The 25304-nt window shown below is 67.2% G+C and carries 22 protein-coding genes; 15 read left to right on the forward strand and 7 right to left on the reverse strand.

The genetic code is table 11. The features are described 5' to 3' along the window. The first annotated feature begins 381 nt into the window (after positions 1 to 381). The 14 genes from ACZ5PO_RS14650 to ACZ5PO_RS14715 all read left to right on the forward strand — a co-directional run bounded on the left by ACZ5PO_RS14650 (position 382) and on the right by ACZ5PO_RS14715 (position 15802). A complete protein-coding gene (locus ACZ5PO_RS14650) occupies positions 382 to 795 on the forward strand; it encodes a hypothetical protein (protein ID WP_464194641.1) in 414 nt (137 codons plus the stop codon). Between the two features lie 10 nt (positions 796 to 805). After that, complete coding sequence (locus ACZ5PO_RS14655; protein ID WP_464194643.1) at positions 806 to 2377, forward strand: GMC family oxidoreductase; 1572 nt, start codon at positions 806 to 808, stop codon at positions 2375 to 2377. Beyond that, entirely contained in the window at positions 2374 to 3099 is a 726-nt protein-coding gene (locus tag ACZ5PO_RS14660; RefSeq protein WP_464194645.1) for an SDR family NAD(P)-dependent oxidoreductase, read from the forward strand. The genes ACZ5PO_RS14655 and ACZ5PO_RS14660 overlap by 4 nt, the downstream gene beginning before the upstream one ends. A gap of 511 nt (positions 3100 to 3610) precedes the next feature. Continuing rightward, positions 3611 to 4822, forward strand: a complete 1212-nt coding sequence (locus ACZ5PO_RS14665) for an ABC transporter substrate-binding protein (protein WP_464194647.1) — start codon at positions 3611 to 3613, stop codon at positions 4820 to 4822. Between the two features lie 28 nt (positions 4823 to 4850). Next, the gene (locus tag ACZ5PO_RS14670) at positions 4851 to 5720 is read left to right on the forward strand and encodes a branched-chain amino acid ABC transporter permease (protein WP_464194649.1); all 870 of its coding nucleotides are present in this window, start codon (positions 4851 to 4853) and stop codon (positions 5718 to 5720) included. Then, positions 5720 to 6787: a branched-chain amino acid ABC transporter permease gene (locus tag ACZ5PO_RS14675; RefSeq protein ID WP_464194651.1), complete on the forward strand. Its 1068-nt coding sequence runs from the start codon at positions 5720 to 5722 to the stop codon at positions 6785 to 6787. Before ACZ5PO_RS14670 ends, ACZ5PO_RS14675 begins: the two co-directional genes overlap by 1 nt. Further along, a complete protein-coding gene (locus ACZ5PO_RS14680) occupies positions 6784 to 7578 on the forward strand; it encodes an ABC transporter ATP-binding protein (protein WP_464194653.1) in 795 nt (264 codons plus the stop codon). The genes ACZ5PO_RS14675 and ACZ5PO_RS14680 overlap by 4 nt, the downstream gene beginning before the upstream one ends. Next, on the forward strand, positions 7575 to 8288 hold the full coding sequence (locus ACZ5PO_RS14685; protein ID WP_464194655.1) for an ABC transporter ATP-binding protein: 714 nt from the start codon (positions 7575 to 7577) through the stop codon (positions 8286 to 8288). The genes ACZ5PO_RS14680 and ACZ5PO_RS14685 overlap by 4 nt, the downstream gene beginning before the upstream one ends. Before the next feature lie 51 nt (positions 8289 to 8339). Continuing rightward, complete coding sequence (locus ACZ5PO_RS14690; RefSeq protein WP_464194657.1) at positions 8340 to 10391, forward strand: hydantoinase/oxoprolinase family protein; 2052 nt, start codon at positions 8340 to 8342, stop codon at positions 10389 to 10391. Continuing rightward, positions 10388 to 12190, forward strand: coding sequence for a hydantoinase B/oxoprolinase family protein (locus tag ACZ5PO_RS14695; protein WP_464194659.1), 1803 nt, complete (start codon positions 10388 to 10390; stop codon positions 12188 to 12190). The genes ACZ5PO_RS14690 and ACZ5PO_RS14695 overlap by 4 nt, the downstream gene beginning before the upstream one ends. After that, positions 12187 to 12393 carry a hypothetical protein gene (locus ACZ5PO_RS14700; RefSeq protein ID WP_464194661.1) on the forward strand — a complete coding sequence of 69 codons (207 nt, stop codon included), beginning with the start codon at positions 12187 to 12189 and terminating at the stop codon, positions 12391 to 12393. Before ACZ5PO_RS14695 ends, ACZ5PO_RS14700 begins: the two co-directional genes overlap by 4 nt. Positions 12394 to 12480: 87 nt before the next feature. Continuing rightward, positions 12481 to 13869 carry an NAD(P)/FAD-dependent oxidoreductase gene (locus ACZ5PO_RS14705; RefSeq protein WP_464194663.1) on the forward strand — a complete coding sequence of 463 codons (1389 nt, stop codon included), beginning with the start codon at positions 12481 to 12483 and terminating at the stop codon, positions 13867 to 13869. Positions 13870 to 13900: 31 nt separating this feature from the next. Continuing rightward, a complete protein-coding gene (locus tag ACZ5PO_RS14710) occupies positions 13901 to 15418 on the forward strand; it encodes an NAD-dependent succinate-semialdehyde dehydrogenase (protein ID WP_464194665.1) in 1518 nt (505 codons plus the stop codon). Positions 15419 to 15445: 27 nt separating this feature from the next. Further along, on the forward strand, positions 15446 to 15802 hold the full coding sequence (locus ACZ5PO_RS14715) for a cupin domain-containing protein (RefSeq protein ID WP_464194667.1): 357 nt from the start codon (positions 15446 to 15448) through the stop codon (positions 15800 to 15802). Between the two features lie 152 nt (positions 15803 to 15954). Here ACZ5PO_RS14715 and ACZ5PO_RS14720 read toward each other — a convergent pair whose 3' ends face one another. The 7 genes from ACZ5PO_RS14720 to ACZ5PO_RS14750 all read right to left on the reverse strand — a co-directional run bounded on the left by ACZ5PO_RS14720 (position 15955) and on the right by ACZ5PO_RS14750 (position 24290). Beyond that, on the reverse strand, positions 15955 to 17136 hold the full coding sequence (locus ACZ5PO_RS14720; RefSeq protein ID WP_464194669.1) for an amidase: 1182 nt from the start codon (positions 17134 to 17136) through the stop codon (positions 15955 to 15957). Between the two features lie 133 nt (positions 17137 to 17269). Continuing rightward, a complete protein-coding gene (locus ACZ5PO_RS14725) occupies positions 17270 to 18892 on the reverse strand; it encodes an ABC transporter substrate-binding protein (protein ID WP_464194671.1) in 1623 nt (540 codons plus the stop codon). 105 nt (positions 18893 to 18997) lie between these two features. After that, positions 18998 to 20464, reverse strand: a complete 1467-nt coding sequence (locus tag ACZ5PO_RS14730) for an amidase (RefSeq protein ID WP_464194673.1) — start codon at positions 20462 to 20464, stop codon at positions 18998 to 19000. Between the two features lie 15 nt (positions 20465 to 20479). After that, positions 20480 to 21454 (reverse strand): ABC transporter ATP-binding protein, encoded by a 975-nt coding sequence (locus ACZ5PO_RS14735; RefSeq protein ID WP_464194675.1) that lies wholly within the window; start codon positions 21452 to 21454, stop codon positions 20480 to 20482. Then, on the reverse strand, positions 21451 to 22422 hold the full coding sequence (locus tag ACZ5PO_RS14740; protein WP_464194677.1) for an ABC transporter ATP-binding protein: 972 nt from the start codon (positions 22420 to 22422) through the stop codon (positions 21451 to 21453). The genes ACZ5PO_RS14735 and ACZ5PO_RS14740 overlap by 4 nt, the downstream gene beginning before the upstream one ends. Beyond that, positions 22419 to 23267 carry an ABC transporter permease gene (locus tag ACZ5PO_RS14745; protein ID WP_464194679.1) on the reverse strand — a complete coding sequence of 283 codons (849 nt, stop codon included), beginning with the start codon at positions 23265 to 23267 and terminating at the stop codon, positions 22419 to 22421. The genes ACZ5PO_RS14740 and ACZ5PO_RS14745 overlap by 4 nt, the downstream gene beginning before the upstream one ends. 3 nt (positions 23268 to 23270) lie before the next feature. Continuing rightward, positions 23271 to 24290: an ABC transporter permease gene (locus tag ACZ5PO_RS14750; protein ID WP_464194681.1), complete on the reverse strand. Its 1020-nt coding sequence runs from the start codon at positions 24288 to 24290 to the stop codon at positions 23271 to 23273. 215 nt (positions 24291 to 24505) lie between these two features. Here ACZ5PO_RS14750 and ACZ5PO_RS14755 point away from each other — a divergent pair, with 215 nt between their 5' ends. After that, a complete protein-coding gene (locus tag ACZ5PO_RS14755) occupies positions 24506 to 25210 on the forward strand; it encodes a response regulator (RefSeq protein ID WP_464194683.1) in 705 nt (234 codons plus the stop codon). The last annotated feature ends 94 nt before the right edge of the window (positions 25211 to 25304 follow it).

Below are 25304 nucleotides of genomic sequence, written 5' to 3' on the forward strand. Positions count from 1 at the left end.
CTGCTCACGATTCTACCTGCCGCCGGCACGCGCCGCCAAGGGGGCTCGGCACCGGAGGCAATCGCCATTTTTGAGATCTCACTCTAAGCATACCTCTTGTGATCGTGGAAGTCGGAAAGTACCGTATCCCCCTCGGACGCCGCGCCATGACTTCGGTGCTGAACTTGGGCCGGCGCCTGGGCCTCAATTCACGACATCAGGCGAGAAGTCACAACGAAGGGGAAAGGCATGTCGGGCGCGATAACTGAGATCTCAGATACAGGCGGCGTTATGCCATCGTTTGGTTCGGATCCTCGCGCGACCCACGTGCATCGGCATGTCGCGGTCGGGCGGTCCCCTGTCCGGGCCGAGAAAGATCCGCGGGCCCTCGCAAGCGGCGCCGTGGCCGCGCCGGAGAGCACGCCGCTCGGCGATGTCGCCGACGCGCTGGCGGCCCTGATCAGGGGGCTCCTGCCGCACGCCTGGCTGGCTGACGACGTGTATCGAAACGTCGTCGCGCGGCTTGCCGGCGAACCGCAGCATGTCGAGCTCCTGGCGTCCGGTTGCCGTTCGCTCGAGAGCAGCCTCGGCCGGCCCGTGGCGTCGCTGTCCCCGCCGGAGATCCGGCAGGCTCTTCAGGCGATCGAGGGCGACAGCTTCTTCCGCACCCTGCTCGGCCGCTCCATTCATCATCTGTACGACGATCCACGCGTCTGGGCGGGCTGCGGCTACGAAGGCGTTTTCGGCTGCCGCGGCGAGCAGGAACGCCAGGGCATCGCCGATGCAACCTGGCTGCCCGATCCCGTTTCCCCGTGAGGTCGCTGTCATGACGAGCTTTGCGTTGGTCGACGATCGGGTGGTCGTCGTCATCGGATCCGGTGCATCCGGCGGTGTCGTGGCGGGCGAGCTGTGCCGTGCCGGCATCGACGTCGTCCTCCTGGAGGCCGGAGCTGCCATCGGCCCGGCCGACTTCGTCCAGGACGAGCATGCCGCTTACGCCATGCTCGCCTGGCAGGATCCACAAGTGGCGGCCGGCGGATGGCGGATCGCGCGGGACTTGCCCGACAACCCCACGTGGCTCTGCAAGGCGGTGGGCGGCACGACGATCCACTGGACGGGCGTGGCGCTGCGCTTCCAGGATCATGAGTTCCGGGCCCGCAGCACCTACGGAGCCATCGACGGCGCGGCCCTGTGCGACTGGCCGTTCGGCCCGGACGAGCTGGCGCCCTATTACGACCGTGCCGAGGTCCGAATGGGGGTTTCCGGCCACAACGGGATGCCGGATCATCCGGTCAATAACCACTTCAAGGTCATGCACCATGGCGCGGTGACGGTGGGGTTCCGGCAGGTCAGCCGCGGATCGCTCGCCATCAACTCCGTGCCCTATGACGGGCGGCCCGCCTCCCCGCAGGATGGCTTCACGCTGCAGGGCGATCGCTCGCGGGCCAAGTGGTCGACCAACTATATCGAGATACCGAGGGCACTGGCGACGGGTCATCTCGACCTGAGGCCCAACAGCCAGGCCGTTATGATCGAGCACGACGGCGACGGCCTGGCGACGGCTGTCGTCTATGTCGGTCCTAACGGGACACTCCGGCGCCAGCGTTGCGCGCTGGTGGTCGTCGCCGGCAACGCTGTGCAAACGCCGAGGCTGCTGCTGGCGTCCGCCTCCGGCCGCTCTCCGAATGGCCTGGGAAACGGGTCCGGCCATCTGGGTCGGTACTACATGCGCCATGCGACCGCCTCGGTCTGGTCGATCTTCGAGCATCCCGTGCGCATGTACCGCGGCGAAATGATGCCCGGCCTCATCAGCGACCCGGCCGGGCACGTCCCGTCCAGGGGCTTTGCCGGCGGCTACTTCATCGAGTTGCTGTCGTTGTCTCTTCCGGCCATCGCTTCGTCGATCGATCCCGGCTGGTGGGGAGAGGACTATGCCTGGTTCATGGAAAGGTACGGCAACATGGCGGGCCTCTTCGCCCATGGCGAGGACCTGCCGCAGGCGGACAACCGCATCTCGCTGCACACGAACCGGGTCGACCGCGCGGGCATGCCCGTTCCGGTGATCCATTACACGGAGCACACCAATGATCTCGCCATGCAGAAGCACGCCTACGCGGCCATGACGGGTATTCACGCGGCGGCCGGTGCCGTGCGCAGCCACGAGGCGCCCCCCTGGCCCGCCTCCCACAACATGGGCACGGCCCGCATGAGCCGGGATGCCGCGGATGGCGTCGTGGACCCGTGGGGGCGGCTGCACGAGAATGGCAACGTCTTCGTCGCGGATGGCAGCGTGTTTCCGACGTCGGCCTCCGCTAATCCGACGCTGACCATCGTCGCCCTGGCTCTGCGTCAGAGCGAGGAGATCCAGAGGCAGCTTGGAAAGGGAACCACGCGATGACGAACGTCGAGATGCACACGCCCCGCGCACAGGCCCCCACCGTCCTCATCGTCGGCGCCTCCAGAGGGCTCGGGCTCGGCCTCGTCGAGGAATACCTTGCGCGAGGCTGGCACGTCATCGCCACCGTCCGCCAGCGCAGCCCGACCGACTCTCTCCGTGCGCTGGAGCGAACCTACACGAACAGGCTGCAGGTCCGGCATGCCGACATCAATCGGCCGGACACCGTGGACGCACTCGCCCGGAGCCTGGCCGCCGCCTCCCTGGATCTGCTCTTCGTCAATGCTGGCGTCAGCCTCGGTCCGGACGACACCATAAGTTCCGTCGACGACGGAGAGTTCGTCCACGTGATGGTCAGCAATGCCCTCAGCCCGATGCGGGTCATCACCAAGCTTTTGCCATGCGTGAGGCGTGCCGGCACGGTTGCAGTCATGTCGTCCCGGTTGGGAAGCATCGCCCTCAACGTCGAGGGCGGCTGGGAGGTCTATCGAGCGAGCAAGGCGTCGCTGAATACGCTCATGCGAAGCTTCGCGGCGCGGCAGGCGAACGATGCGCGCACGTATCTCTGTATATCGCCGGGCTGGGTCAAGACCGACATGGGCGGCGACGAGGCGCCGCTCGACGTGAAGACCAGCGTCGCCGGCATCGCCTCGGCGCTGGCAGCACGCGCCGGCAGCGGCGGCGTCCATTACGTGGACTACGAGAACACGCCGCTCGACTGGTAAACGGCGATGAGTGCGATAGCTCGACCAGGACGGCTGCGGCTTCTGCTTCGCGGCCGTCTGCTCTTGAGCGACGCAACGCCGAGAATTCTCGCGGCGCACAAATTGTAATCTCAGTTCGCTCAGTAGTGCCAAGAATGGCGCCAGAAGTGCCGATTCCTGTAGAAATTTTGGCCCGGATGCGCCGAATGTCGCCGCAGTGGCTCCCATAGGCGCCGCGCGAATTTCATCATCTATTTGATATTAAACGATATTTTATCGATGCGCTTTGATGCGTGCAATTGCATCGCAAACTGAGATCTCACTATTGACAGCGGATTGTCTCGCCTGTCTAAATTCCGGGGTCAGCCAGCCGCCGCATCGGAGAGCGTAAATGGCGAAAAAAAACGAGACATCGCCCGAAAGTGAAGCCGAAAACCGATACAGCCGCCGATCAATGCTCTCCGGCGCGATGTCGTTCGGCGCCGGCGCGGTAGTATTGGGCCCCTCCGTCATTGCAGGGGCCAACGGCGCCATGGCGGCAGGCGGGGAGCCCATTCCGATCGGATCCATGCTGCCGCTGACAGGTGGCGCGGCCTCCGACGGGCTGTCCGGCAAGGCCGGCGTCGAGCTGGCCGTGGAAGAAGTCAACGCCATGGGCGGCATTCTCGGCCGACCGCTGAAGCCGTTCTTCGCCGATACCAAGAACATGAGCGCCGAAGAAGTCGTGTCGGCTGCAAATCGCCTGATCGATCGCGACGGCGTGCATGGCATCTTCTGCGTCTACAACATCGGCCCCAACAATGCGGAATACGAGCCGATCGCGGACGCCGGAATTATCTACAATCACGTCAATACATCGATCCAGCATCAGACGACCGTGATGAGCAATCCGAAGCGGTACTTCGGCTGCTTCATGAGCTGCCCGCCCGAGACCTACTACGGCGTGAACCTCCCGGTGATGCTGGCGCAATTCCGCGACTCCGGCGTCTGGAAGCCGCAGAACAACAAGATCGCGCTGGTCATCGGCTCGTTGCCCTACAGCGTGGTCATCGCCGATCAGATCAAGCAGCACGCTCCGAAGTATGGCTTCGAGGTCGCCTTCGAGGAGGTCGTCCCGGTGCCGACCACCGAGTGGGGCGTCGTGCTCGACAAGATCCGGCCGCTGAAGCCGGCCTGCATCGCAAATACGCACTTCTTCTCAGGCGATCTTGCGAATTTCCAGCGACAGTTTGCGGCGAAGCCGACCAACAGCCTCGTCTATCTGCAATACGGGGCACTGCTGCAGGCGTTTGCCGACGTCGCCCGCGATGCGGCGCCCGGCGTGCTGACGTCGACCATGATCGGCGTGCTCCCCGACGAGCGAGGCAAGGTCTTCGCCAAGAAGATCCACGACAAATTCGGCCCGTCGGTGAATATTGATCCGGCCGCCTATGCCTATTCCGAGATCATGCACTACGCGATCGCCGCCACGCTTGCGGGCGGTACCGGAGAGCCGGGCAACGACACCCAGAACCGCAAGGTGGCGGCCATTCTCAAATCAAACGTGTACCGCAGCGTCTGTGGATCCGTGGCGTATCATCCGGAGTGGCAGTGCGCGCAGGCTTATCCCGCCTACCAGAAGGATCCGTCGCTCGGCGTGCCGAGCCTCACGTTCCAGATCAAGGAAGCGAGCGGCAAGAAGGACCTGATCTTCCCGGCGCCCTACAACGACGGCGCGTTCATCCTGCCGCCCTGGTTCTCGTAGCGCCGCGCCGACGACAGGGGGTGGGCCGATGGCCGATCTGCTTCTGAATGGGCTCGCGGTGGGCTCCATGTACGCGATGGGCACCGTCGCCCTGTCGATGATCTGGGGATCGCTCGGCATGCTCAACATGGCCCATGGCGCCATCCTCATGCTGGGGGCCTATGCGGCCTACGCGATCAGCACGCTGCTCGGGCTGCCATGGTGGCTTGGAGGCGCAGCCGCTCTGCTGACGGGCGCCGCCTGCGGCGCTCTGCTCTACGGCGGCGTCATCCAGTGGCTCTTCGACAAGCCCAACGCGCCCATCAACGTCATCATCGCAACCGTCGCCGCCTCGGCGCTGGTCGAGAACATCGTGACCGTCGGCTTCTCGGCCGAGCCTCGCCTCCAGCCGTTCAGCTTCGACGGCGCCATCGAGATCGCCGGGCTGTCGCTGCGCACGCAGCCGCTCGTGGTGCTGCTGGCCGCCGCGCTGATGACCTTTATGGTCAGCCTGCTCCTCAACCGGACGGAGCTCGGGCGCAGCATCCGGGCCGTCTCGCAGCAGCGCGCGGCCGCCGCGCTCATGGGCGTGAACGTTCGCGGCGTCTACCTGCAGATCATGGTCCTCGCTGGCATTCTGTCGGCCCTGTCGGGCCTTCTTCTGACCGGGATGACGACCGTCTTCCCGACGGTCGGGGCTCAGCCCACGATCAAGGCTCTGGTCATCTGCACCGTCGCCGGTCTGGGCAATCTGTGGGCGTCCACCGCGGTCGCGCTGCTGTTCGGCCTGGGCGAGGTGGCGGTCCAGTTCGCCTTCGGCGCCCGCTACGGCTTCCCGGCCATGCTCGCGCTCGCCATCGCCATTCTGGCCATTCGCCCCTACGGCCTCTTTGGTCGTGCTGCGGGAGCCCGGCTGTGATGACGTCGCGCAACAACCGGCTGGGCGGCTTCGGCCGCGACACCGTCCTGGCCGTGATCCTGCTCGCTGCCGGCTGCCTCACGCCGCTGTTCGGTTTGTCGGGCTACACGACCGGGCAGCTCACCCTCTTCTTCATCTGGGCCTCGATCGTGGTCCAGTGGAACCTGGTGTTCGGCGTGGCCGGCATCATGACGCTCGGGCAGGTCGCAACCTTCGCCGTCGGTGCCTATACGACGGCGATGACCGCCCTCTACCTCGGCCTGCCGTTCTGGGTGGCCATGCTGCTCGGGTCGCCCGCAGCCGTGCTCTTCAATCTGCTGCTCGGGGTCGTGACCATCCGCATGCGCGGCGAGTATGTGGCGATCGTGACCCTGGCGACGGCCATGCTCATCGCCGCCCTCGTCGTCAGCGACGTCGGCTGCTTCCGCCAGGTCGACATGATCTGCTACAATTTCACCGGCGGCAGCCGCGGCCTGATCGGCTACGGCGACCCGGGCTGGGCCAAGCTGCTCGGCTACAAGTATCGGGCGCTGGGCGACTACTATCTGGCGCTGGCCGTGCTCTTCGGCGGATTTGTGCTGGCGCTGGCCGTCATTCATGGCCCCTTCGGGCTGGCATTCCGCGCCATCCGCGACAACGAGCTCTATGCGCGCTCGCGCGGGGTGGATTTCCGCAAGTACCAGATCATCGTCTTCGCGTTGTCCGCCATCGCGACCGGCTTGGCCGGGGCGATCTATGCAGGTTACTTGCGGACCGTCGGGCCGACGCTGCTCGACATGAACCTGCTGATCTTCCTGCTCTCCATGATGGTAGTCGGCGGCAGGGGCTCGACCTGGGGGCCGCTGCTGGGCTGCGCCGCGCTGATGTTGGCCGACAACATCTTCCAGGCGTTTGGCGCGTGGCGGACCGGAGGGCTGGCGCTGGTGACGCTGGTGTTCGTGATCTTCTACCCGGCCGGGGTGGCGGGCGGCATCGCCAGCCTGATCGCGGCGATCCGGACCGGGCGTTGGACGGCGGCGCAGCCCGCGGTCAAGAGCGGAGGCACGGCACCGGGGAGCGCGACATGAGCGCTACGCTGGCCACCCCCATGCTCGAGTGCTCGAAACTCTCCAAGTCGTTCGGAGCGCTCAACGCCGTACAGGATGTCTCGTTCGCGGTCACGGCCGGCGAGACCGTCGGCATCGGCGGCCCCAACGGAGCGGGCAAGACGACGATGTTCGACCTGGTGTCCGGCATCCAGCGATCCACGTCCGGTTCGGTGACGCTGGCCGGCGAGGATGTGACCGGGGTGTCGGCCGAAGGGCTGTGTCATCGCGGCCTGGCGCGCACCTTTCAGCTCAACGCGGCGTTCGAGACGATGACGGCCCTCGAGAACGTTCGGGTGGCCGCCTATTTCGGGCGCGTGAAGCGGCGTGTGCCCGGCCTCTGGTTCGACGGCTCGTCCCATCGGCAAGCCTATGAGGCCCTCGATCGGGTGGGCATGGCCCACAAGGCGGATGTCATCGTCGGCAACATGCCGGTGCTGGAGCGAAAGCTGGTGATGCTGGCCGGCGCGCTGGTGACCAGTCCCAGGCTGCTGATGATGGACGAGCCGGTGGGCGGTCTCACGCCGCCGGAGATGACCGTCTTCGAAACGGTGGTCGACGAGGTGCGATCCCAGGGCGTCACCCTGATCATCATCGAGCACGTCATGAAGTTTCTGCTGAAGCTCGCGGACCGCATGCTGATCATGCACCAGGGCGCGTTGATCTTCGATGGCACGACGGCGCAGATGCTGGCCAACAAGAAGGTCGTCGAGATCTATCTCGGCGCGCGGACCGCCGACCGCCTGCTCAGTGCTCCGGGACTGACGGCATGAGCGGCGCTATTCTCGACGTTCGTGGCCTGCGATCGGGCTACGGCAGCCGCGAAGTCGTCTCGGATGTCACGCTGTCCGTGGCGCGCGGGTCGATCGCGGCGGTCGTCGGCCCCAACGGCCACGGCAAGACGACGCTGCTCTGGACGATCTCGGGATTGGTCAGGCCCAGAGCGGGCAGCATCAGCTTCGACGGCAGGCCGATCGCCGGCTTGGCTCCGGATCGGATCGCCAGGCTGGGTATTGCGCATGCGCCCCAGGGCGACCTGCTGTTTGCGCGGATGACCATCCGCGACAATCTCCTGATGGGTGCCTACCGGGCGTCCCCCGCCGACGTCGCGCAGCGGAGCGCGCGTGTCTTCGCGCTGTTTCCCAAGCTTGCCGAGCGTCAGAGCCAGTTGGCCACCTCCCTGTCGGGCGGCGAGCGCCGAATGGTCGGGCTCGGACGCGCATTGATGTCGGGCGCGAGCATGCTGATGATCGACGAGCCGTCCCTCGGTCTGGCGCCGATCGTCATCGACCAGATCTACGACGCCATCGCCGAGCTGAAAGCTCAAGGCCTGTCGATTCTCCTGGTCGAAGAAAATCCGGAGCGTGCCTCGCAAATTGCCGACACCATGTATGTCGTCGACGACGGCAGGATCGTGATGGCCGGGTCGCCAGCTGATATTCTCTCACAGTCCAGCATCCTCGATGCCTACTTTGGCAGTTGAATTGCATATTGTCGTGGTTTGGTGACGCAACGATAACGTGGAACGGCAAGCATGAACATGATTGCAAAAGCGAGAGCGGGAGCCGACGCCGGCGGAACCTTCACCGATTTCGTGGCTCTTGTTGACGGTACGGGCGAGCTCCTGGTCGGCAAGACCCTGTCGACGCCGTCGGACCCGGCGTCCGCTATCGAAGATGCCTCGCAGAAGGCCGGCCTGCCGGTGCACGCCATCGACGTTCTCGTGTACGGCACGACCGTCGCCACCAACGCCCTGCTCGAACGCAAGGGCGCGAAAGTGGGGCTGCTGGCCACCAAGGGGTTCCGGGACCTGCTCGCCATCCAGCGGGTCACGCGGCGGGATCACTTCGACCTGCATTGGCAGAAGACGCCGGCACTGGTGGCGCGGCGGCTGCGCCGCGGCGTGGTCGAGCGCGTGCTGTTCGACGGACGCATCGAGACGCCCCTCGATGAAGCGCAGCTCCGTGACGAGATCCGTTTTCTCCTCGACGAGGGCGTCGACGCGATCGCGGTCTCATACCTGTTCTCGTTCATGAATCAGGCCCATGAGATGCGGACGCGCGCGATCATCGAGGAGATGGCGCCGGGCCTCCAGATCTCGCTGTCGTGTGACGTTCTGCCGAAATGGGGCGAGTTCACGCGCACCAGCACCACCGTGGTCGACGCCCATCTCAAGCCGCTCCTGAACAGCTATCTGAAGAGCCTGAACCAGAGCTGCCTGAGCGCCGGGGTCAACCGGCTGCAGATCATGCAATCGAATGGGGGCGCGGCCACGGCGCTCGCGGCGGCGGAAACCCCGGCGCGCCTCGTGAAGTCGGGCCCGGCAGGCGGCATCATCGCATCCAGCTATATCGGCCGGCTGACCGGGCAGCAGCACGTCATCATCGCGGATATGGGCGGGACGAGCTTCGAGGCGGGCTTCCTGCCCAACTGCACCCCCGGCTTCACGACCCGCGAGGAGCTCGAATACGGCGTCCCCATCGCAGTGAACATGATCGACGTGCGCGCCATCGGCGCGGGCGGCGGCTCGCTCGCCAGGATCGACGAGGCCGGCATCCTCAAGGTCGGCCCGCAGAGCGCTGGCTCGAAGCCGGGGCCGGCCTGCTACGGTCTGGGGGGCACGGAAGCCACGATCACCGATGCCAACGTGGTTCTGGGCCGCATGGTCGAAGCCTTCCCCTTGGGCGGCTACCTGAAGCTCGATGCGGGCCTGGCGCACAAGGCCCTGGAACCGCTCGCCGACAAGCTCGGGATGTCGGTGGTGCGGGTGGCGCGCGGCATCATCGACGTCGCCGTCAACAACATGGCCCAGGCGATGCGGTTGGTGACCATCGACCAGGGGCACGATCCCCGCGCCGCGACGCTGGTGCCCTACGGCGGCGCCGGCCCGCTGCATGCCTGCGAGCTCGCCCGGGCGCTGCAGATCGGCAGGATCCTGCTGCCGCGCTATCCCGGCGCCTTCTCGGCGCTCGGAGCGCTGATCAGCGAGACGCGCTTCGACTACCGGCAGACCTGCCGCATGCTGCTGTCCGGCCTGGACGCGGGGCGCGCCGACAGGGTCTTCAAGGACCTTGAAGAGAAGGCGCGTGAGGACTTCGTCAAGGAAGGCCTGACGGTCGCGCCGACCATCGTGCGGACGATGGAGCTTCGCTATTTCGGTCAGAACTTCGAGCTCGAGATCCCCGTGCCCGAGGGCGATCTCAACGCCGCCGCTTTCGCCGAGATCGTTCGGCGTTTCCACGCCGAGCACGAGCGCCTCTACGGATATCGCATCCCCAGGGAGGAGATCGAGTTTCTGAACCTGAACGTGGCTGCGCGCGCTGCGCACCAGTCGATCGAGCTTCCGAAGATCAAGGCAGGAGGAGAAGCGCGGCCGATCGGGACGGCGGCGGTGATCCTGCCGGGCGACGACGAGCCCACTGAAATCCCGCTCTATGACCGGGACAGCTTCGGGGCAGGGACCACGATCACCGGGCCGGCCATCGTCGGACAGATGGACACGACCACGCTGCTGGCCCGCAACGCGGTCGCGATCGTCGACGAGTACGGCCACATGCTGATCGAGCTGAAGGGAGGAGCCAAATGAACGCCCATACCAAGTTCGACGATGCGCCCGACAGCGGCGTCGCCACGGATCCTTTCCTCCTGGAGATCATCCGCAACTATCTCGTCACGACGTGTGAGGAGATGGGCACGGCGATGATCCGCACGAGCTTCTCGCCGATCTTCAACGAGGCGCGAGACTTCATCGTCGTCGTCTTCGACGAGAAGGTCGAGCTCTTGGCGCAGGTGGACTACGTGCCTGCCATGCTCGGATCCGCGCGGCATGCGGTGAAGCTTTTGCTCCATGAGATCGGCATCGAGAACCTCGAGGAAGGTGATGTCGTCATCACCAACGATCCCTACCGCTCCAACAACCACATCCCGGAGCATATCCTCGTCAAGCCGGTGTTCCGAGACGGCGTCATCGTCGGCTACGTGGGGTCGATCGCCCATATGGTCGACGTCGGCGGCACCGTGCCCGCGGCCTTCGGTATTCACGAGAATTGCTTCCAGGAAGGACTACGGGTCCCCCCCGTCAAGATCTTCCGCCGCAACAAGCAGGTCGACGACATCTTCAAGCTGCTGCTGGCCAACACCCGCACGCCGAAATCCTCTTACGGCGATTTCATGGCGATGGTCGGCGCGCTCGGACGTGGCGAGCAGCGCATTCTGGACCTCATCGATCGCTACGGGCTCGATGCCTACCGTCAGGCCTGTATCGACCTGAAGAATGTCTCCGAGCGTCTCATGCGCCGACAGATCGCCTCCTGGCCGAACGGCGTCTACGAGATCAACGATTGCTTCGAATCCGACGGGGTGACGCCGAACCGGAGCTGGAAGCTCAAGGCCCAGCTCGTGGTGCGCGACGACGAGCTCATCATCGATTTCACCGGTTCGGACGATCCGGCCAACGGGTCGATGGCCATGACCTACGGTTCGTCGTCGTCGGCAGGCTACGAGGCCGTCTTCCAGATGGCTGACCGTGACATCCCGATCAATGAAGGCTGCTATCGCTGTATCACGGTGATCTCGCCTTACGGAAAGCTCACCAACATCGACTATCCGCACGCCTCGATGGCGGGCAACTCGGAAGGCCAGCCGGTCGTCATCGATATGCTGCTGCGCGCCTTCGCGCAGTTCTCCGACGAGGCGCCGGCGCCGGACGGCAACAGCCTGGGCCTGATCGCCTTCGGCGGCGTCGACGACCGTACCTCGCTGCCGTTTGCCTTCCTCCAGCTGGAAGGCACCGGCTGGGGCGGCTCCAAGTATGCCGACGGCAACAGCGTGCAATTCTCCAAGCTGGGCAATTGCGCCATTCAGCCGATCGAGATCGTGGAGAGCCGCTACCCGATCACGCACCTGGAATTCGAGATGGAGCCGTTTCGCGGCGGCGCCGGCAAGCATCGGGGCGGCTTCGGCGCGCGCCGGCGGGTCAAGGTCTATGGCAGGGAGCTGGTCGCCAGCTCGACCATCAGCCGTGTCGAGCAGCCGGCCCCGGGCCTGGCCGGAGGAGCGCCATCGGCGACCAACATCCTCGCTTTTCGATCGCCGGGCGATGACCGGTGGATGAGCGCCGTGGAGAAGTTCGGCGTGGTCGCGCCCGGGATGTTTTCGAACGTCCCGTTGAAGACCGACGACGAGGTCCTGGTCATTACCGGTAACGGGGCTGGTTACGGCGATCCGTTCACGCGTGATCCAGCCAGCGTCGTCGCCGACGTGCAGGACGAACTGCTCAGCGTCGAACAGGCGAGAACTCATTTCGGCGTGGTCATCTCGGCTACGACGTTCGAGCTCGACCTGGCCGCCACGACAGCTGCCCGCGCAAAAGGAGAGACAAAATGAGGCCCGAGGAAGTCTACGAAAGGGCGCACTGCGCGTGCTGCGGGCAACTCGTGACCTGGGAGATCAAGACCGAGACGCGGGCCGAGCGCAAGCTCCAATTCTGTTCCGACAACTGCGTGCGGATCTTCGATACCTACATCATCCCGACGTACGGCCCCAAGCACATCGAGACGCTGGAGCGGACGTCTTTCGCCCCCGACTGACCCGCTGAAGCCGACATTCTGACGTCTGCGACCGGCCGCCCGTGTGGCCGGTCTCTTCAAACTCGTGCCTATGAACCGAGACGTGTCATGAAACGCGAGCCCCTCTGGCTCTCTGAAATCCAATCCTTGCCGCGCCTTGGCGGTCAGCTCGACATGGACCTGTCGGTCGATGTTGCGATCGTCGGCGGCGGCTTCGTCGGGCTGTGGTCGGCGATATGGCTCAAGTCGCTGGCGCCCACGCTGCGTGTCGCCGTTCTGGAGAAGGGGCGCGCCGGACACGGTGCGTCAGGCATGAACGGTGGCTTCCTCATGAGCTGGTGGCCGAAAATCGGCCGGCTCGTCCAGATCGCAGGCGAGGACGACGGACGCTGGCTCGCCGACCAGACGACGCAGAATGTCGTCGAGATGCGCGACTTCCTCGAGCAGGAGCAGGTCGACGCAGAGGTCGACCTCGGCGGCTGGCTCTGGACCGCGACCTCCCGAGCGCACCTCGGGGCATGGAGCGGGGTCGTCGAGAAAGCCCGGGCGCTCGGGCGGGGCGACATCTTCCGCACCGTCGACGGCGCGGAGGTCGCCCGGCGGTCCGGGTCCGTCCAACATATCGGCGGCGCTTTCGAGGCCGTCAACGGCAAGGTGCACCCGGGCAAGCTGGGGTACGGCCTCGCCATCATCGCCCTTCGCAGAGGTGTCGAAATCTATGAGGATGCCGAAGTCCGCCAGGTGGCTCCTGGCCGGCGCGTGACACTCAAGGTCGGCGAGCGTCTCGTCACCGCGGACAAGGTCATCGTGGCGTCGAACATCGCAGCGGCGCACCTGAACGAGCTGGCGCGCTCGATGGTGCTGGTCACCAGCGCCATCGTCGCCACGGATCCCATTCCCGACCGTCTGGCCAGCATCGGCTGGACCGGCGGAGAGACCATCACCGACTCGCAGTCGCGCCTGAATTACTACCGCACGACGCGCAGCGGCCGTCTGGTGTACGGCATGGGCGTGGCCAACCTGTCGTTCGGCAACCGTCTGACGCCCGGCGTCTATGCCGACGCCGCAGGAATCGGGACGACGGAGCAGAACTTCAGACGGGTGTATCCGTCTCTCGTGGACGTGCCCATCGCCTACGGATGGTCCGGTCCCATCGACCGGACCTACGATGGCTTGCCGCTGATCGGGGCCTTCAGGCAGTCGCCGAACATCATCTACGGCGTCGGCTGGAGCGGCAACGGCGTGGGCCCCAGCCGCATCGGTGGCCGTATCCTGGCCGGCCTCGCTCTCGAGCGAAAGGAGCGCTGGACCGAGAACGCCTTCGTCAACCGGTCCGGGCGCAGGTTTCCGCCCGAGCCCATCCAGTATGTCGCGGGTTCGACCGTCCGCGCGTCCGTGGCCCGCAAGGACGACGACGAAATTGCCGGGCGCAAGGTGCCGGCGATCCATCGCCTGCTGGCCGGGCTCGCTCCCGCCGGCACCGAGGACAAGACCTGAACGGTCGGCAGAGACGGAGGAGACGAACAGGATGGCCGCCATCGAAAGGAGAATGCCGTCGGACGCCCCGGCCTTCCTCAGGGACCGGGCCCTGTTCCGGCAGCAGGCGTTCGTCGCGGGCGATTGGATCGATGCCCGTGACGGCCGCGTCATCGAGGTCACCGACCCCTCCACCGGACGGACTATCGGCGCCGTCCCCTCCCTGGACGGTGAGGACACCGCCCGGGCGATCGCGGCGGCCGACGCGGCGCGCGGCGCCTTCGGCGCGCTGACCGCGGGCGAGCGCAGCGCGATGCTCCGGCGATGGTTCGAGCTGATCGTCGCCCATGGGGAGGACCTGGCCGGTCTCCTCACCCTGGAGCAGGGCAAGCCGCTGGCGGAGGCGCGCGGAGAGCTGACATACGGCGCCAGTTTCGTCGAATGGTTCGCCGAGGAGGCCAAGCGCGTCCACGGCGAGACGCAGCTCGGCGTGAAGCCGGGCGGCCGCAAGCTCGTGTTGCGCCAGCCCGTGGGCGTGGTCGGAGCGATTACTCCGTGGAACTTCCCGATCGCGATGATAACCCGCAAATGCGCTCCAGCCCTTGCTGCTGGATGCCCGGTGGTCATCAAGCCGTCGGAGCTGACCCCCTTTTCGGCGCTCGCGCTCGCCGAGCTCGCCGTGCGGGCGGGATTTCCCGACGGCGTGATCAGCGTGGTCACCGGCGCTCCGGCCCCTATCGGGGGAGAGCTGACCTCCAATCCTCTCGTCCGCAAGATCAGTTTCACGGGGTCGACCGCCGTCGGCAAGCTGCTCATCGCCCAGTGCGCCGGCACCGTCAAAAAGGTCTCGATGGAGCTGGGCGGCAATGCGCCGCTCATCGTGTTCGACGACGCGGATCTCGACATCGCGGTCGACGCCATCATCGCCGGCAAGTTTCGCAACGCCGGACAGGCTTGCATCTCGCCCAACCGGATCTTCGTGCAGGACGGCATCTACGACGCGCTGTCGGCCAGGCTGTCGGCGGTCGTAGGCTCGCTCAAGGTGGGGAATGGCTTTGAGGACGGCGTGGTCCAGGGGCCGCTCATCAACGAGCCGGCGGTGCGGAAGGTCGAGCGCCACATTGCCGATGCGGTGGCCAAGGGCGCGCGGATCGCCGTCGGCGGCCGTCGGCATGCGCTGGGCGGAACCTTCTTCGCGCCCACGGTGGTGACGGGCGTGACCTCGCAGATGCTGATCTGCGGCGAGGAGACCTTCGGTCCCGTGGCCGCGCTCGTGCGCTTCCGCGACGAACGGGAGGTCATCGCAGCCGCAAACGACACGCCCTACGGCCTGGCGGCCTACATCTTCACGGAAGGTCTCAATCGCATGTGGCGTGTCGTGGACGCGCTCGAGACCGGCATGGTGGGCGTCAACGACACGTTGATCTCGAGCGAGATGGCGCCGTTCGGCGGCGTCAAGGAGTCCGGCCTCGGCCGCGAAGGCTCGTCCGAAGGCATCGAGGAATATCTTGAATCGAAATACGTGCTCATCACCGATCGGTCGCGGATCGCGCAGGCCGTATCAGGCTGACTGCTGCGCACCCCATCAGAGAATGCCATGATTCCGCAGTTGAACGTCTTCGGGCTCGACGGCCTGCCCGCCCCCGTCGTCAGCCATCCGCCGCCGGACCGCGTGGTCGGGGGAGCGCCGGAGTTCCGGACCTGGGAGCTCGACAGGGATGAGCGGGGGCAGGTGACGGCCGGCGTCTGGGAAGCGACCCCCGGCGCCTGGATTTCCATCAAGGATGGCGCTTGGGAGTTTGCCACGATCTTATCCGGCGTGGTGGAGCTGAGCGAGGAGGGCGGGCCGTCCCGCACCCTGCGCGCCGGTGACGCGTTCGTGCTCCGTCCCGGCTTCCGGGGGACGTGGAACGTTTTGGAGACCGTCCGCAAGCTCTGGGTCATCCGGAGCTGACCCTCGGGTTCTTCGAATCGTGGAGGTGCTCTATCTATTTGTTTTGTCGCATTTTCTTCACGCGAACCGGCGTCCACTTCGCTTGAAAATGCTCCACCGTTGCCGGGTGCTCCCGGGCTCGACGCGCGGTCGAGCCCGTCTGCGCCCATCCGTCACCTCCGGGCGAGCCCCTCGACCCTGCGGGCCAGCGCGACGAGGCGCTCGTCCGAGCCCTTCGGCCCGATCAGCGACAGGCCCACCGGGATGCCGTCGTGATGGGCGAGCGGCAGGTTGATCTGCGGATGCCCGGTGAGCCCGGCGATGCAGGTCAGCTCGATGATGCGGCTGACCGAGCGCGTCAGGGCCGAGAACGGCTCGTCGCGCCGCGGTGGCAGGATCGGCGCCGTCGGCAGGCAGAGCACGGTGTCGTCACCGAGGAGGTCGCCGAGGCGCGCTTTCGCCGTCGCGCGGAACGCGTTGGGGCCGGCCAGGTCGTCCTCGGTGAGGAGGGCGCCGAGCGCCAGGCTGGTGCCGACCTCGATGGAGAAGCGCGGCACGCAACGCTCGACCCAGGGCGCGAAGGTCTTGGAGAACTCGCCGCGCTGCAGCAGCGACTGATGGCGCGACCAGGCGAGGATGTCGCCGTCGGCGAGCGGCGCTTCCCGCACCGTGGCGAACAGGCCGCCGAGCGTCCTGACCGCCGGGTCGAGCGCCGCCTGCACCTCCGGCTCGGCGATGGCGAAGCAATCGGTGGCGACGATCATGCGCGTCGGACCGCCGTTCGGCACCGGCGCGCCGAGCAGCACCTCGCCCACCCGGGCAAAGGTCTCCGCGTCGGCGGCAAACCAGCCGCAGGTATCGAAGCTGGGCGACTGGGTCGCCATGCCGGCGACGGAGATGCGGCCATGGGTGGGCCGCAGGCCGAACAGGCCGCAGAACGCTGCGGGGGTGCGGACGGAGCCGCCGGAATCGGTGCCGAGCGCGGTGTCGACCAGGCCGCCGGCGACCGCCGAGGCCGAGCCGCTGGATGAGCCGCCGGGCACCCGGTCCGGCGCTTTCGGGTTGAGCGGGGTGCCGTAGAACTGGTTGCGCCCGACGAGACCGAGCGAGATCTCGTCGGTGATGGTCTTGCCGGCAAGCGTGGCGCCGGCGTCCAGCAGCGCCTGCACCGCCACGGCGTGGCGCTTTGCCGGAGCATGGGTGCGCTCCCAGTCGGGGTTGCCGCTGCCGGTCACGTAGCCGGCGACGTCGAACAGATCCTTGGCCGCGAAGGTCATGCCCGCGAGGCGGCCGGACCTCGCCCCCTGCACCACGCAGTCGACGTGCTGCACGAAGGCGCCGAGGGCGTCACGCATTTCGATGTCCTGTCCTAACCACGCCCGCGGCCGTCTCCAGTCCGAAGGCGCTCGAATGTCTGCAAGCGAGGATGCGTCCCCGCCGATGGCGGCATCGGCGGGGGCGCCGGTGGGCGCGACGAGATGCGCCCGTTCAGCCCTTCTTGATGCTGCGGTAGTCGATGTGCTGGTGGAACCAGTAGACGTAGTTCTGGATGTTCGGCTGCATGGCGACGTCGCTGAACAACTGGGCCAGCGGAATGCGCGGCACGTCTGCCATGACGACGGCGACCATCTCGCTCAGCGTCTTCTTGTATTCCGCATCATCGGTGGTGAAGCGCGCCGTTTCGATCAGGGCATCGAGCTTCGGATTGACGTAGTTGCAAGTGTTGAACACGGAATTGTTGCCGCCGTGATAGGTCCAGAAGAAGTGGTACTCGGGATAGTCGAGCCAGGGGTAGAATTCGGCGATGACGAAGGGCATCTTCTTCGACGCCATGTTGGCGAACCAGTTGGCGCCCGGTACCTTCTCGAGCGTGACCTTGACGCCGATCTTGCCGAGCGACTCCTGCACGAGCACCGCGATCGGCTCGCGCGTCGTCGCCTGGCTCAGGTCGAACGACAGGGTGGTCTCGAAGCCGTTGGCGAGCCCCGCCTCGGCCAGCAGCGCCTTGGCCTTGTCGAGGTCGGTCTTGAACGGCGACGGGGTCGGCCAGGTCGGCGGGTAGGTCTGCGGCGCCGGATCGGCCCCGAACATCGGCACGCCGCGCTGGTAGAGGGCGCTGTCCATGATCTGCGCGTAGGGGATCGCATAGGCGATGGCCTGGCGGACCTTGGGATTGTCGAAGGGCTTCATCTGGACGTTCATGTCGATGAAGAGCAGATCGCCCTGCACGGGCGTGCCGATGACCTTGAGCTTCCCGGCCGCGGCGAGCTCGGCGTAGTCCTTCGGCGGCAGGCCCACGGACAGGTCCACGTCCCCCTTCTCCAGCAGCGCCCGGCGCGTGCCGGGCGAGGCGATCTGGCGGAACACGATCCGCTTCAGCTCGGGCAGCGGCCCGCTCTTCCAGTCGTCGAAGCGCGTGAGCACGAGCTGGTCGCCCGGCTTCCAGCTCGCCACCGCAAAGCCGCCGCCGCCGGCGTCGTTGCGCTGGGTCCATTCGAGGCCCCAGGGATCGGCGTCGGTGACGTGCTTGAGCACCAGCTTCTTGTTGACGATGCAGGGCACCGGCACGGCGAGGTCGGGCAAGGCGAGCTTGTTGGCCTTTTCGAAAGTGATCTTGAAGGTGTGGTCGTCGACCGCGGTGAACTGGTTGGGGCTGACGAGCGAGCCGGCCGCCATCTGCACGGCCGGAAAGCCGCCCGCGGCGATGGCGCGGTCGAAGGACCACTTCACGTCCTCGGCGGTGACAGGGCTGCCGTCATGGAACTTGGCATCCTTGCGCAAGTGGAAGACGAACGTCTTGCCGCCGTCCAGCACCTCCCAGCTCTCGGCGAGCTCGGGCTTGAAGACCGACGCGTCATAGCCGGTCGCCCCGTTCGGCAGGGTCTTGGTGCCGTGCGTCACCAGCCGGTCGTAGACGCTCCAGGCGACCATGCGGCTCTGATCGTTGGCCGCCGGCAGCATGGTGTCGAGCGAGTTCGGCCCCATCTCGTTGAGGAGGATCAGCGTGTCCTTGGGGGTGGCGGCCTGCGCCACCTGCCACCCGCCGGTCATGGACAGCGCGGCAGCGCCGCCGACCAGTCCGAAGGCTTGCCTGCGATTGACCTCGAACATGCGATATTCTCCTCAAGAGCTAGAGTGGATCTGCGTAGTCGGCAGCGTCGGCGAAGACGTCGCCGACGCTGGTTGAGGGAACGGCTGGACGACGTCGGATCGGGCTCAGAGCCCCAGCTCGGCGACCAGCGGCGGCCAGGCGTCAGCCCACGGCCTGGCCGCCTCGAAGGCCGCCGAGGCGCGCAGCACCATCGGATCGTCGAGGTGGCGGCCGATGATCTGGAGGCCGACCGGCAGGCCGTCCCTGGTGAAGCCGGCGGGAATCGAGGCGGCGGGCTGGCCGGTCATGTTCATGATCGAGGTGAAGGCGAGCCATGCGCCGGTGCTCACCATCCGGCCCTCGATCATCTCCGGTCCCTGCATGTGAACCGGGAACGGGGGGACGGCGAGCGTCGGCGTCAGCAGGACGTCGTAGCGCTGCATGAAGCGCCACATCTTGTTGACCACGGCCTTGCGCACCGTCTTGGCATCGGTGATCTGCGCCGCCGTCCAATCCTGCTCGATCAACGCGACCAGGTGCGGCGAGACTTCGCTTTCCCGGCCCTTGATCATCTTGCGCATGCCGGTGAGGTCGGATTCCGCCATCACCAGGGTCCAGAAGTGGGGGCCGGGGTCCTCCCAGCCGGGATTGGCCTCCTCGACGATGCAGCCGAGATCCCGCTCGAACACCTTGACGGCCTCGCCGACCACGCGGCGCACCTCCGGGTCGACGGCGGCGTAGCCCCAGTCGGCCGAGTAGGCGACGCGCAATCCTTTGAGGGAGGCGAGCTTGGCCGCCTCGGTCCAGTCGAACTCGGGCCCGGGCAGCGAATAGCGGTCGCGCATGTCCGGGCCCGCCGCGATGACGCTCAGCATGAGCGCCGAATCGGCGACCGTGCGGCTCATGGGGCCGATGTGCTCGAGCGATTCCCAGCTCGACACGCCGGGGAAGCGTTCGTCGCGGCAGCCGGGGTAGAGCGGCACGCGCCCCATCGAGGCCTTCATGCCGTAGAGGCCGGAATGGGCGGACGGAATGCGGACCGAGCCGCCGCCGTCGGAGCCGATGGCGAAGGGCGAGACGCCGCAGGCGACCGAAGCGCCCGAGCCGGCGGACGAGCCGCCCGGCGTCAGCGCCAGGTTCCACGGGTTGCGGGTGGTGAGGCCGAGCGGGTTGTGGCCGACGCCGGAGTAGCCGAACTCCGGCACGTTGGTCTTGCCGAGGATGACGGCGCCGGCCGCCTTCAGGCGCTCGACGACGATGTCGTCCTCGTCGGGGATCCAGCCCTTGTAGAGGTTGGAGCCCATGGCGGTCTCGATGCCCTTGGTGGCGACGAGATCCTTGATGCCGATCGGCACGCCTGCCAGCGGCCCGGCGTCCTCGCCCGCCGCGATCTTGCGATCCACCTCGCCGGCGGCGGCCCGCGCCACCTCCGGGGTGGGGACGCTGAAGGCGCAGATGTGGGGCTCCAGCGTCTCCATGCGGCGAAGCGATGCCTCCGCCACCTCGAGCGCGCTCAGCTCCTTGCGCTTGACCTTCTGCGCGATCTCGACGGCGGTAAGGCGGGCGATGGCATTGTCGGCGGCTGACGGCATGGTCTGTCGTGTCCTCTAGATGGGATTTCCGGCGAAGTGGCAGGCGGCCAGGTGCCCGTTGCCCACCGGCCGCAGCGGCGGCCGCGATTGGGCGCAGATCGGCTGCCCCCGGGGGCAGCGGCCGTAGAACTGGCAGACGTCCGGGTCGGGATCGATCGGGCTGCGCGGGCTGCCGTCGAGCCGCGGCGGGTGCTGGCCGCGGCGGTGCGGATCGGGGATGGCGGCGAGCAGGGCGCGGGTATAGGGATGCGCCGGCCTCGCGAACAGCGCTTCCGTCGGCGCCGTCTCGATCACCTCGCCGAGATACATGACGACGACGCGCTCGCAGAGCAGGCGCACCACGTCGAGGTCGTGCGAGACGAAGACGTAGCTCATGCCGAGCCGGGCGCGCAGGTCGGCGAGCAGCTTCAGCACCACCGCCTGCACGGAGACATCGAGGGCCGAGGTCGGCTCGTCCAGGATCAGCAGCTCCGGCTCGACGGCGACCGCTCGGGCGATGCCGACGCGGGCCTTCTGGCCGCCCGAGAGCTGGTGCGGGTAGCGGCCGATCAGGGCGTCCGGCAGGCCGACCATGGCAAGCGCGGCCCGCACGCGGCGGTCGAGCTCGGCCTTGTCCGCCGCCCCCGTCAGCCGCCGGATGGGGTCGGCGATGGCGTCGCCCACGGTGAAATGCGGATTGAGGCTCTCGGTCGGGTCCTGGAAGACCATCTGGATACGAGCCCGCAACGGGTTCGTGATGAAGCGCGCCAGCGGGATCGCGGCGATGTCCTCACCCTTGAAGCGAAGGCTTCCGGCGGTCGGCTCGACGAGGCGCGCCAGGACGCGCGCCAGGGTGGACTTGCCGCAGCCGGACTCGCCGACCAAGCCGACGCTCTCGCCCGTGCCGATGGCGAGGTCGACGCCGTCGAGCGCATGCAGCACGCCCCGCTTGCGGCCCGCGCCGACCTTATAGAAGCGCTTCAGCCCCGTGGCTTCGAGCAGCGGCGTCACAGCGGGCTCCAGCAGCGTACGACATGGTCCTCGCCGACCGCGGCGATCGGTGTCGGCTCGGCGTCGCAGCGCGCGATCCGCCGGTCGCAGCGATCGCGGAAGCGGCAGAAGGGCAGGTCGTCGCGCAGCAGGTTCGGCAGGTTGCCGGGAATGCTCGCCAGCCCGTCGATGCTGTCGGCCGACGACGGCGTGGCGGCGATCAGCTTGGCGCTGTAGGGGTGGGCCGGCCGGCCGAGCAGGGCGGCCATCGGCGCCGTCTCGACCACGTGGCCGGCATGCATGACCGTGACCCGGTCGCAGTATTCGCCGGCCAGACCCAGATCGTGGGTGATCAGGACCGCGGCCATGCGCGCGTTGTCGACGAGGTCGCGGATCAGATCGAGGATCACCGCCTGCGTGGTGACGTCGAGGCCGGTCGTCGGCTCGTCGGCGATCAGCAGCATCGGCTCGCAGGCGAGCGCCATGGCGATCATCACACGCTGGCACATGCCGCCCGAGAGCTCGAAGGGGTAGGCGTCGTAGCGCCGCTCGGGGTCGGGAATGCGGACCTTGCGCAGGGCCGCGATCGCCTTCTCCTTGGCCTGCCGGCGTGGCACTGGGCCGTGGCGGACGAGCACGTCCTCGATCTGCCGCCCGACCGAGCGGATCGGGTTCAAGGCCGTGCGCGGGCTCTGGAAGATCATCGAGATCTCGCGGCCGCGCATGCGCCGCACCGCCGCCCGGTCGCGCTCGATGAGATCGGCGCCGCCGAAGCGCATCGTGCCGGCCCGGATCTCGGCGTTGCCGTCGAGCAGGTCCATGACCGCATAGGCGCTCACCGACTTGCCGGAGCCGCTCTCGCCGACGATGCCGAGGATCTCGCCGCGCTGGACGCTGAAGGAGACGTTGTCGAGGGCTTTGACGCGTCCGGCGCGGGTGCGGAAGTCGAGGGTCAGGCCGGTCACGTCGAGCAGCGGCGGCGCGCTCATGTGCGCCTCCGGGGATCGATCATGTCGCGCAGGCCGTCGCCGAGCAGGTTGAAGCAGAAGACGGCGAGCACCAGGGCGGCGCCGGGGAAGACGAAGGTCCACCATTCGCCGGAGAAGATGAAGCTCGCGCCCTCCGACACCATGATGCCCCACTCGGCTTCCGGTGGGCGCACGCCGAGGCCGATGAAGGACAGGCCGGCGGCGTTCAGGATCGCCCAGCCCATGTTGAGCGACGCTTGCACCATCATCGGCGGCATGATGTTGGGCACGAGGTGGCGGGCGAGGATGATGGCCGCGCCGTTCCCGCCCATGCGTGCCGCCTCGACGTAGGCGAGCTCGCGGCGGATGTTCACCTCGGCCCGGGCGAAGCGGCCGTAGAAGGGCAGGTTGATGATGATGGTGGCGATGACGATGTTGGCGACCGAGTTGCCGAGCGCCGCGACGATGCCCATCGCCAGCACGAAGAGCGGAAACGCCATGATGGTGTCGAACAGGCGGCCGATGACGTTGTCGACCCAGCCGCCGCGGTAGCCCGCCACTGCGCCCAGTGCGGTGCCGATCACCAGCGACAGGGTGACGGCGGAGACGGCCATGCCGAGGTCGAGGCGCGCGGCCACCACCACGCGGCTGAGGATGTCGCGGCCCAGCCGATCGGTGCCGAACCAGTGGGAGGCGGACGGCGGCAGGAGGCGGAGGTCGGAGTTGGTGGCCAGCGGGTCGTAGGGCACCAGAGCGGGGCCGACGACGGCGCAGGCGACGAGCAGCAGGAAGATGGCGAGGGCGACGGCGGTCAGCGGGTTCTCGCCGAAGGCGTAGCGCACATCGCGCAGCGTGGCGGCGGCCATGGTCTAGCCTCCGAAGCGTACGCGCGGATCGATCAGGCCGGCGACCAGATCGACCACGAGATTGAGCAGCACGTAGGCGACCGCCATCAGCAGCACGAAGCCCTGCACGCTGGCGTAGTCGGAGGCGATGACGGCGCCGACGGCATAGGAGCCGACGCCCGGCCAGCCGAACACCTGCTCGATCAGCACGTTCGAGCCGAGCAGGAAGGAGAAGACCATGCCCAGGGTGTTGACCACGGCGAGCAGCGCATTGCGGAAGGCGTAGGTGAACAGCACCGTGCCGCCGGACAGGCCGTTGGCCCGGGCCGTGCGCACGAAATCGGAGCCGAGCGCGGCCAGCATGGCGGCCCGCGTCATCCGGGCGATCGGCGCCAGGGCGAACAGGCCGAGGGATACGGAGGGCAGGATGAGCTGGGCGAGCGCGCCGCGGAAGGCGGCGACATCGCCGGCGACGAGCGTGTCGATCAGCAGAAAGCCGGTCACTTCTTTTGGAAAAGTATAGTAGATCTCATCGAGCCTGCCGACTGGCTGCGGTGCCCAGCCCAGGACATAGTAGAAGACGTAGACGAACAGCAGCGCGACGAAGAATGTCGGGAAGGCCGCGCCCATCGTCACCAGCGCGCGGCACAGGTGGTCGACGAGGGAGTCCGGTCGCGCCGCGGCCAGCACGCCGAGCGGCACGGCGACGACGATCGCGAAGATGAGGGCGCAGAACGTCAGTTCCATGGAGGCGGGCAGGCGCTGGACGAGGTCGGCGACCACCGACTGGCCCGTCGTCAGCGAGTGGCCGAGGCTGCCATGGGCCAGATCGCTCAGGTAGCGCCAGAACTGCTCGGGCCAGCTCTTGTCGAGACCGAGGCTTTCGCGCACCTGCTGGACCGACGCCGCGTTGGCGGCAGGCCCGGCGAAATAGGCGGCAGGATCACCGGGCAGCGCGCGCGACAGCAGGAAGGTGACGATGACGACGCCGATCAGGCTGGGGATCGCGCCGGCGATACGCTGCAGGACTGCACGATAAGCCATCGTCGCTCATCGACCCCGGCGGGCCGGCGCCCGACCGGCGCTGGCCGCAGACAAGACAACATGCATCGCGTTAGCCCCGGCTTCCCCCTCGGCGCCGTAGGCCGAGGGCGGCATTGCTTGCCCCTGAGCTTGCCGCCCGCATGTGAACGAGTCCGCGCCGGCCCTTGAACCGGCGGGATAATCTTGTAGAATTTTGTGAACAGGAGGCGGGCCGGGTGCAGCAGCGCTGGACAGATTGCCGGCTCGGCATCGTCGACGACGATGCCTCGATCCGGGAGACGCTCGCAGGTTTCCTGGAAGAGGAAGGTTATCACGTGCGCTGCGCCGCGGATGCCATGGGGCTCGAGCGCATGATGCGGGCGGAGCCGCTCGACCTCGTGCTCCTCGACATCCGCCTGCCCGGCATCGACGGACTGACCCTGACGCGGTCGCTCCGCGAGAAGTCCGAGCTCGGCATCATCCTGATCACCGGGCGCAACGACAAGGTCGACCGCATCCTCGGCCTCGAATATGGCGCCGACGACTACATCGCCAAGCCGATCGACGAGCGCGAATTGCTGCCGCGTGTGCGCAATCTCCTGCGCCGCGTCGGTCACAGCCGCCTCGCCAGTCCGACGCAGACGCTGCACTTCGCTCGCTACACGATCGACATGGGCCGCCGAGCGGTGACGGACGACGGCGGCCAGCCGGTGAGCCTGACCACCGCGGAGTTCGACCTGCTCAGCGTCTTCGTCCGCAATGCCGGCCAGGTGATGTCGCGCGAGCGCCTGATCGCCGCGGCGAGCCATCGGCGTTGGGATCCGTTCGATCGCACCATCGATACGCTGGTGCGCCGGCTGCGTCGCAAGCTCGAAGCCAATCCCGAGCAGCCGAGCCTGATCACGACGGTGCACGGCGTCGGCTATCTGTTCTCGGCCTGAGTCGCCGTCTCGCGGCGTCCCACGACGAAGATCGACTTGTCGAAGGTGATGGGTTCGACCCGGCGATCCACCTATTTGGACAATAGTCTCTCGA

The organism is Chelatococcus sp. KU-N122, from assembly GCF_055391085.1.

Coding starts and splice junctions, on each gene's coding strand:
- ACZ5PO_RS14750 (WP_464194681.1), bottom strand. CDS start 24,290: ATGGCTTATCGTGCAGTCCTGCAGCGTATCGCCGGCGCGATCCCCAGC.
- ACZ5PO_RS14690 (WP_464194657.1), top strand. CDS start 8,340: ATGAACATGATTGCAAAAGCGAGAGCGGGAGCCGACGCCGGCGGAACC.
- ACZ5PO_RS14715 (WP_464194667.1), top strand. CDS start 15,446: ATGATTCCGCAGTTGAACGTCTTCGGGCTCGACGGCCTGCCCGCCCCC.
- ACZ5PO_RS14655 (WP_464194643.1), top strand. CDS start 806: ATGACGAGCTTTGCGTTGGTCGACGATCGGGTGGTCGTCGTCATCGGA.
- ACZ5PO_RS14725 (WP_464194671.1), bottom strand. CDS start 18,892: ATGTTCGAGGTCAATCGCAGGCAAGCCTTCGGACTGGTCGGCGGCGCT.
- ACZ5PO_RS14695 (WP_464194659.1), top strand. CDS start 10,388: ATGAACGCCCATACCAAGTTCGACGATGCGCCCGACAGCGGCGTCGCC.
- ACZ5PO_RS14680 (WP_464194653.1), top strand. CDS start 6,784: ATGAGCGCTACGCTGGCCACCCCCATGCTCGAGTGCTCGAAACTCTCC.
- ACZ5PO_RS14700 (WP_464194661.1), top strand. CDS start 12,187: ATGAGGCCCGAGGAAGTCTACGAAAGGGCGCACTGCGCGTGCTGCGGG.
- ACZ5PO_RS14710 (WP_464194665.1), top strand. CDS start 13,901: ATGGCCGCCATCGAAAGGAGAATGCCGTCGGACGCCCCGGCCTTCCTC.
- ACZ5PO_RS14740 (WP_464194677.1), bottom strand. CDS start 22,422: ATGAGCGCGCCGCCGCTGCTCGACGTGACCGGCCTGACCCTCGACTTC.
- ACZ5PO_RS14660 (WP_464194645.1), top strand. CDS start 2,374: ATGACGAACGTCGAGATGCACACGCCCCGCGCACAGGCCCCCACCGTC.
- ACZ5PO_RS14665 (WP_464194647.1), top strand. CDS start 3,611: ATGGCGGCAGGCGGGGAGCCCATTCCGATCGGATCCATGCTGCCGCTG.
- ACZ5PO_RS14685 (WP_464194655.1), top strand. CDS start 7,575: ATGAGCGGCGCTATTCTCGACGTTCGTGGCCTGCGATCGGGCTACGGC.
- ACZ5PO_RS14745 (WP_464194679.1), bottom strand. CDS start 23,267: ATGGCCGCCGCCACGCTGCGCGATGTGCGCTACGCCTTCGGCGAGAAC.
- ACZ5PO_RS14705 (WP_464194663.1), top strand. CDS start 12,481: ATGAAACGCGAGCCCCTCTGGCTCTCTGAAATCCAATCCTTGCCGCGC.
- ACZ5PO_RS14670 (WP_464194649.1), top strand. CDS start 4,851: ATGGCCGATCTGCTTCTGAATGGGCTCGCGGTGGGCTCCATGTACGCG.
- ACZ5PO_RS14675 (WP_464194651.1), top strand. CDS start 5,720: ATGACGTCGCGCAACAACCGGCTGGGCGGCTTCGGCCGCGACACCGTC.
- ACZ5PO_RS14730 (WP_464194673.1), bottom strand. CDS start 20,464: ATGCCGTCAGCCGCCGACAATGCCATCGCCCGCCTTACCGCCGTCGAG.
- ACZ5PO_RS14720 (WP_464194669.1), bottom strand. CDS start 17,136: ATGCGTGACGCCCTCGGCGCCTTCGTGCAGCACGTCGACTGCGTGGTG.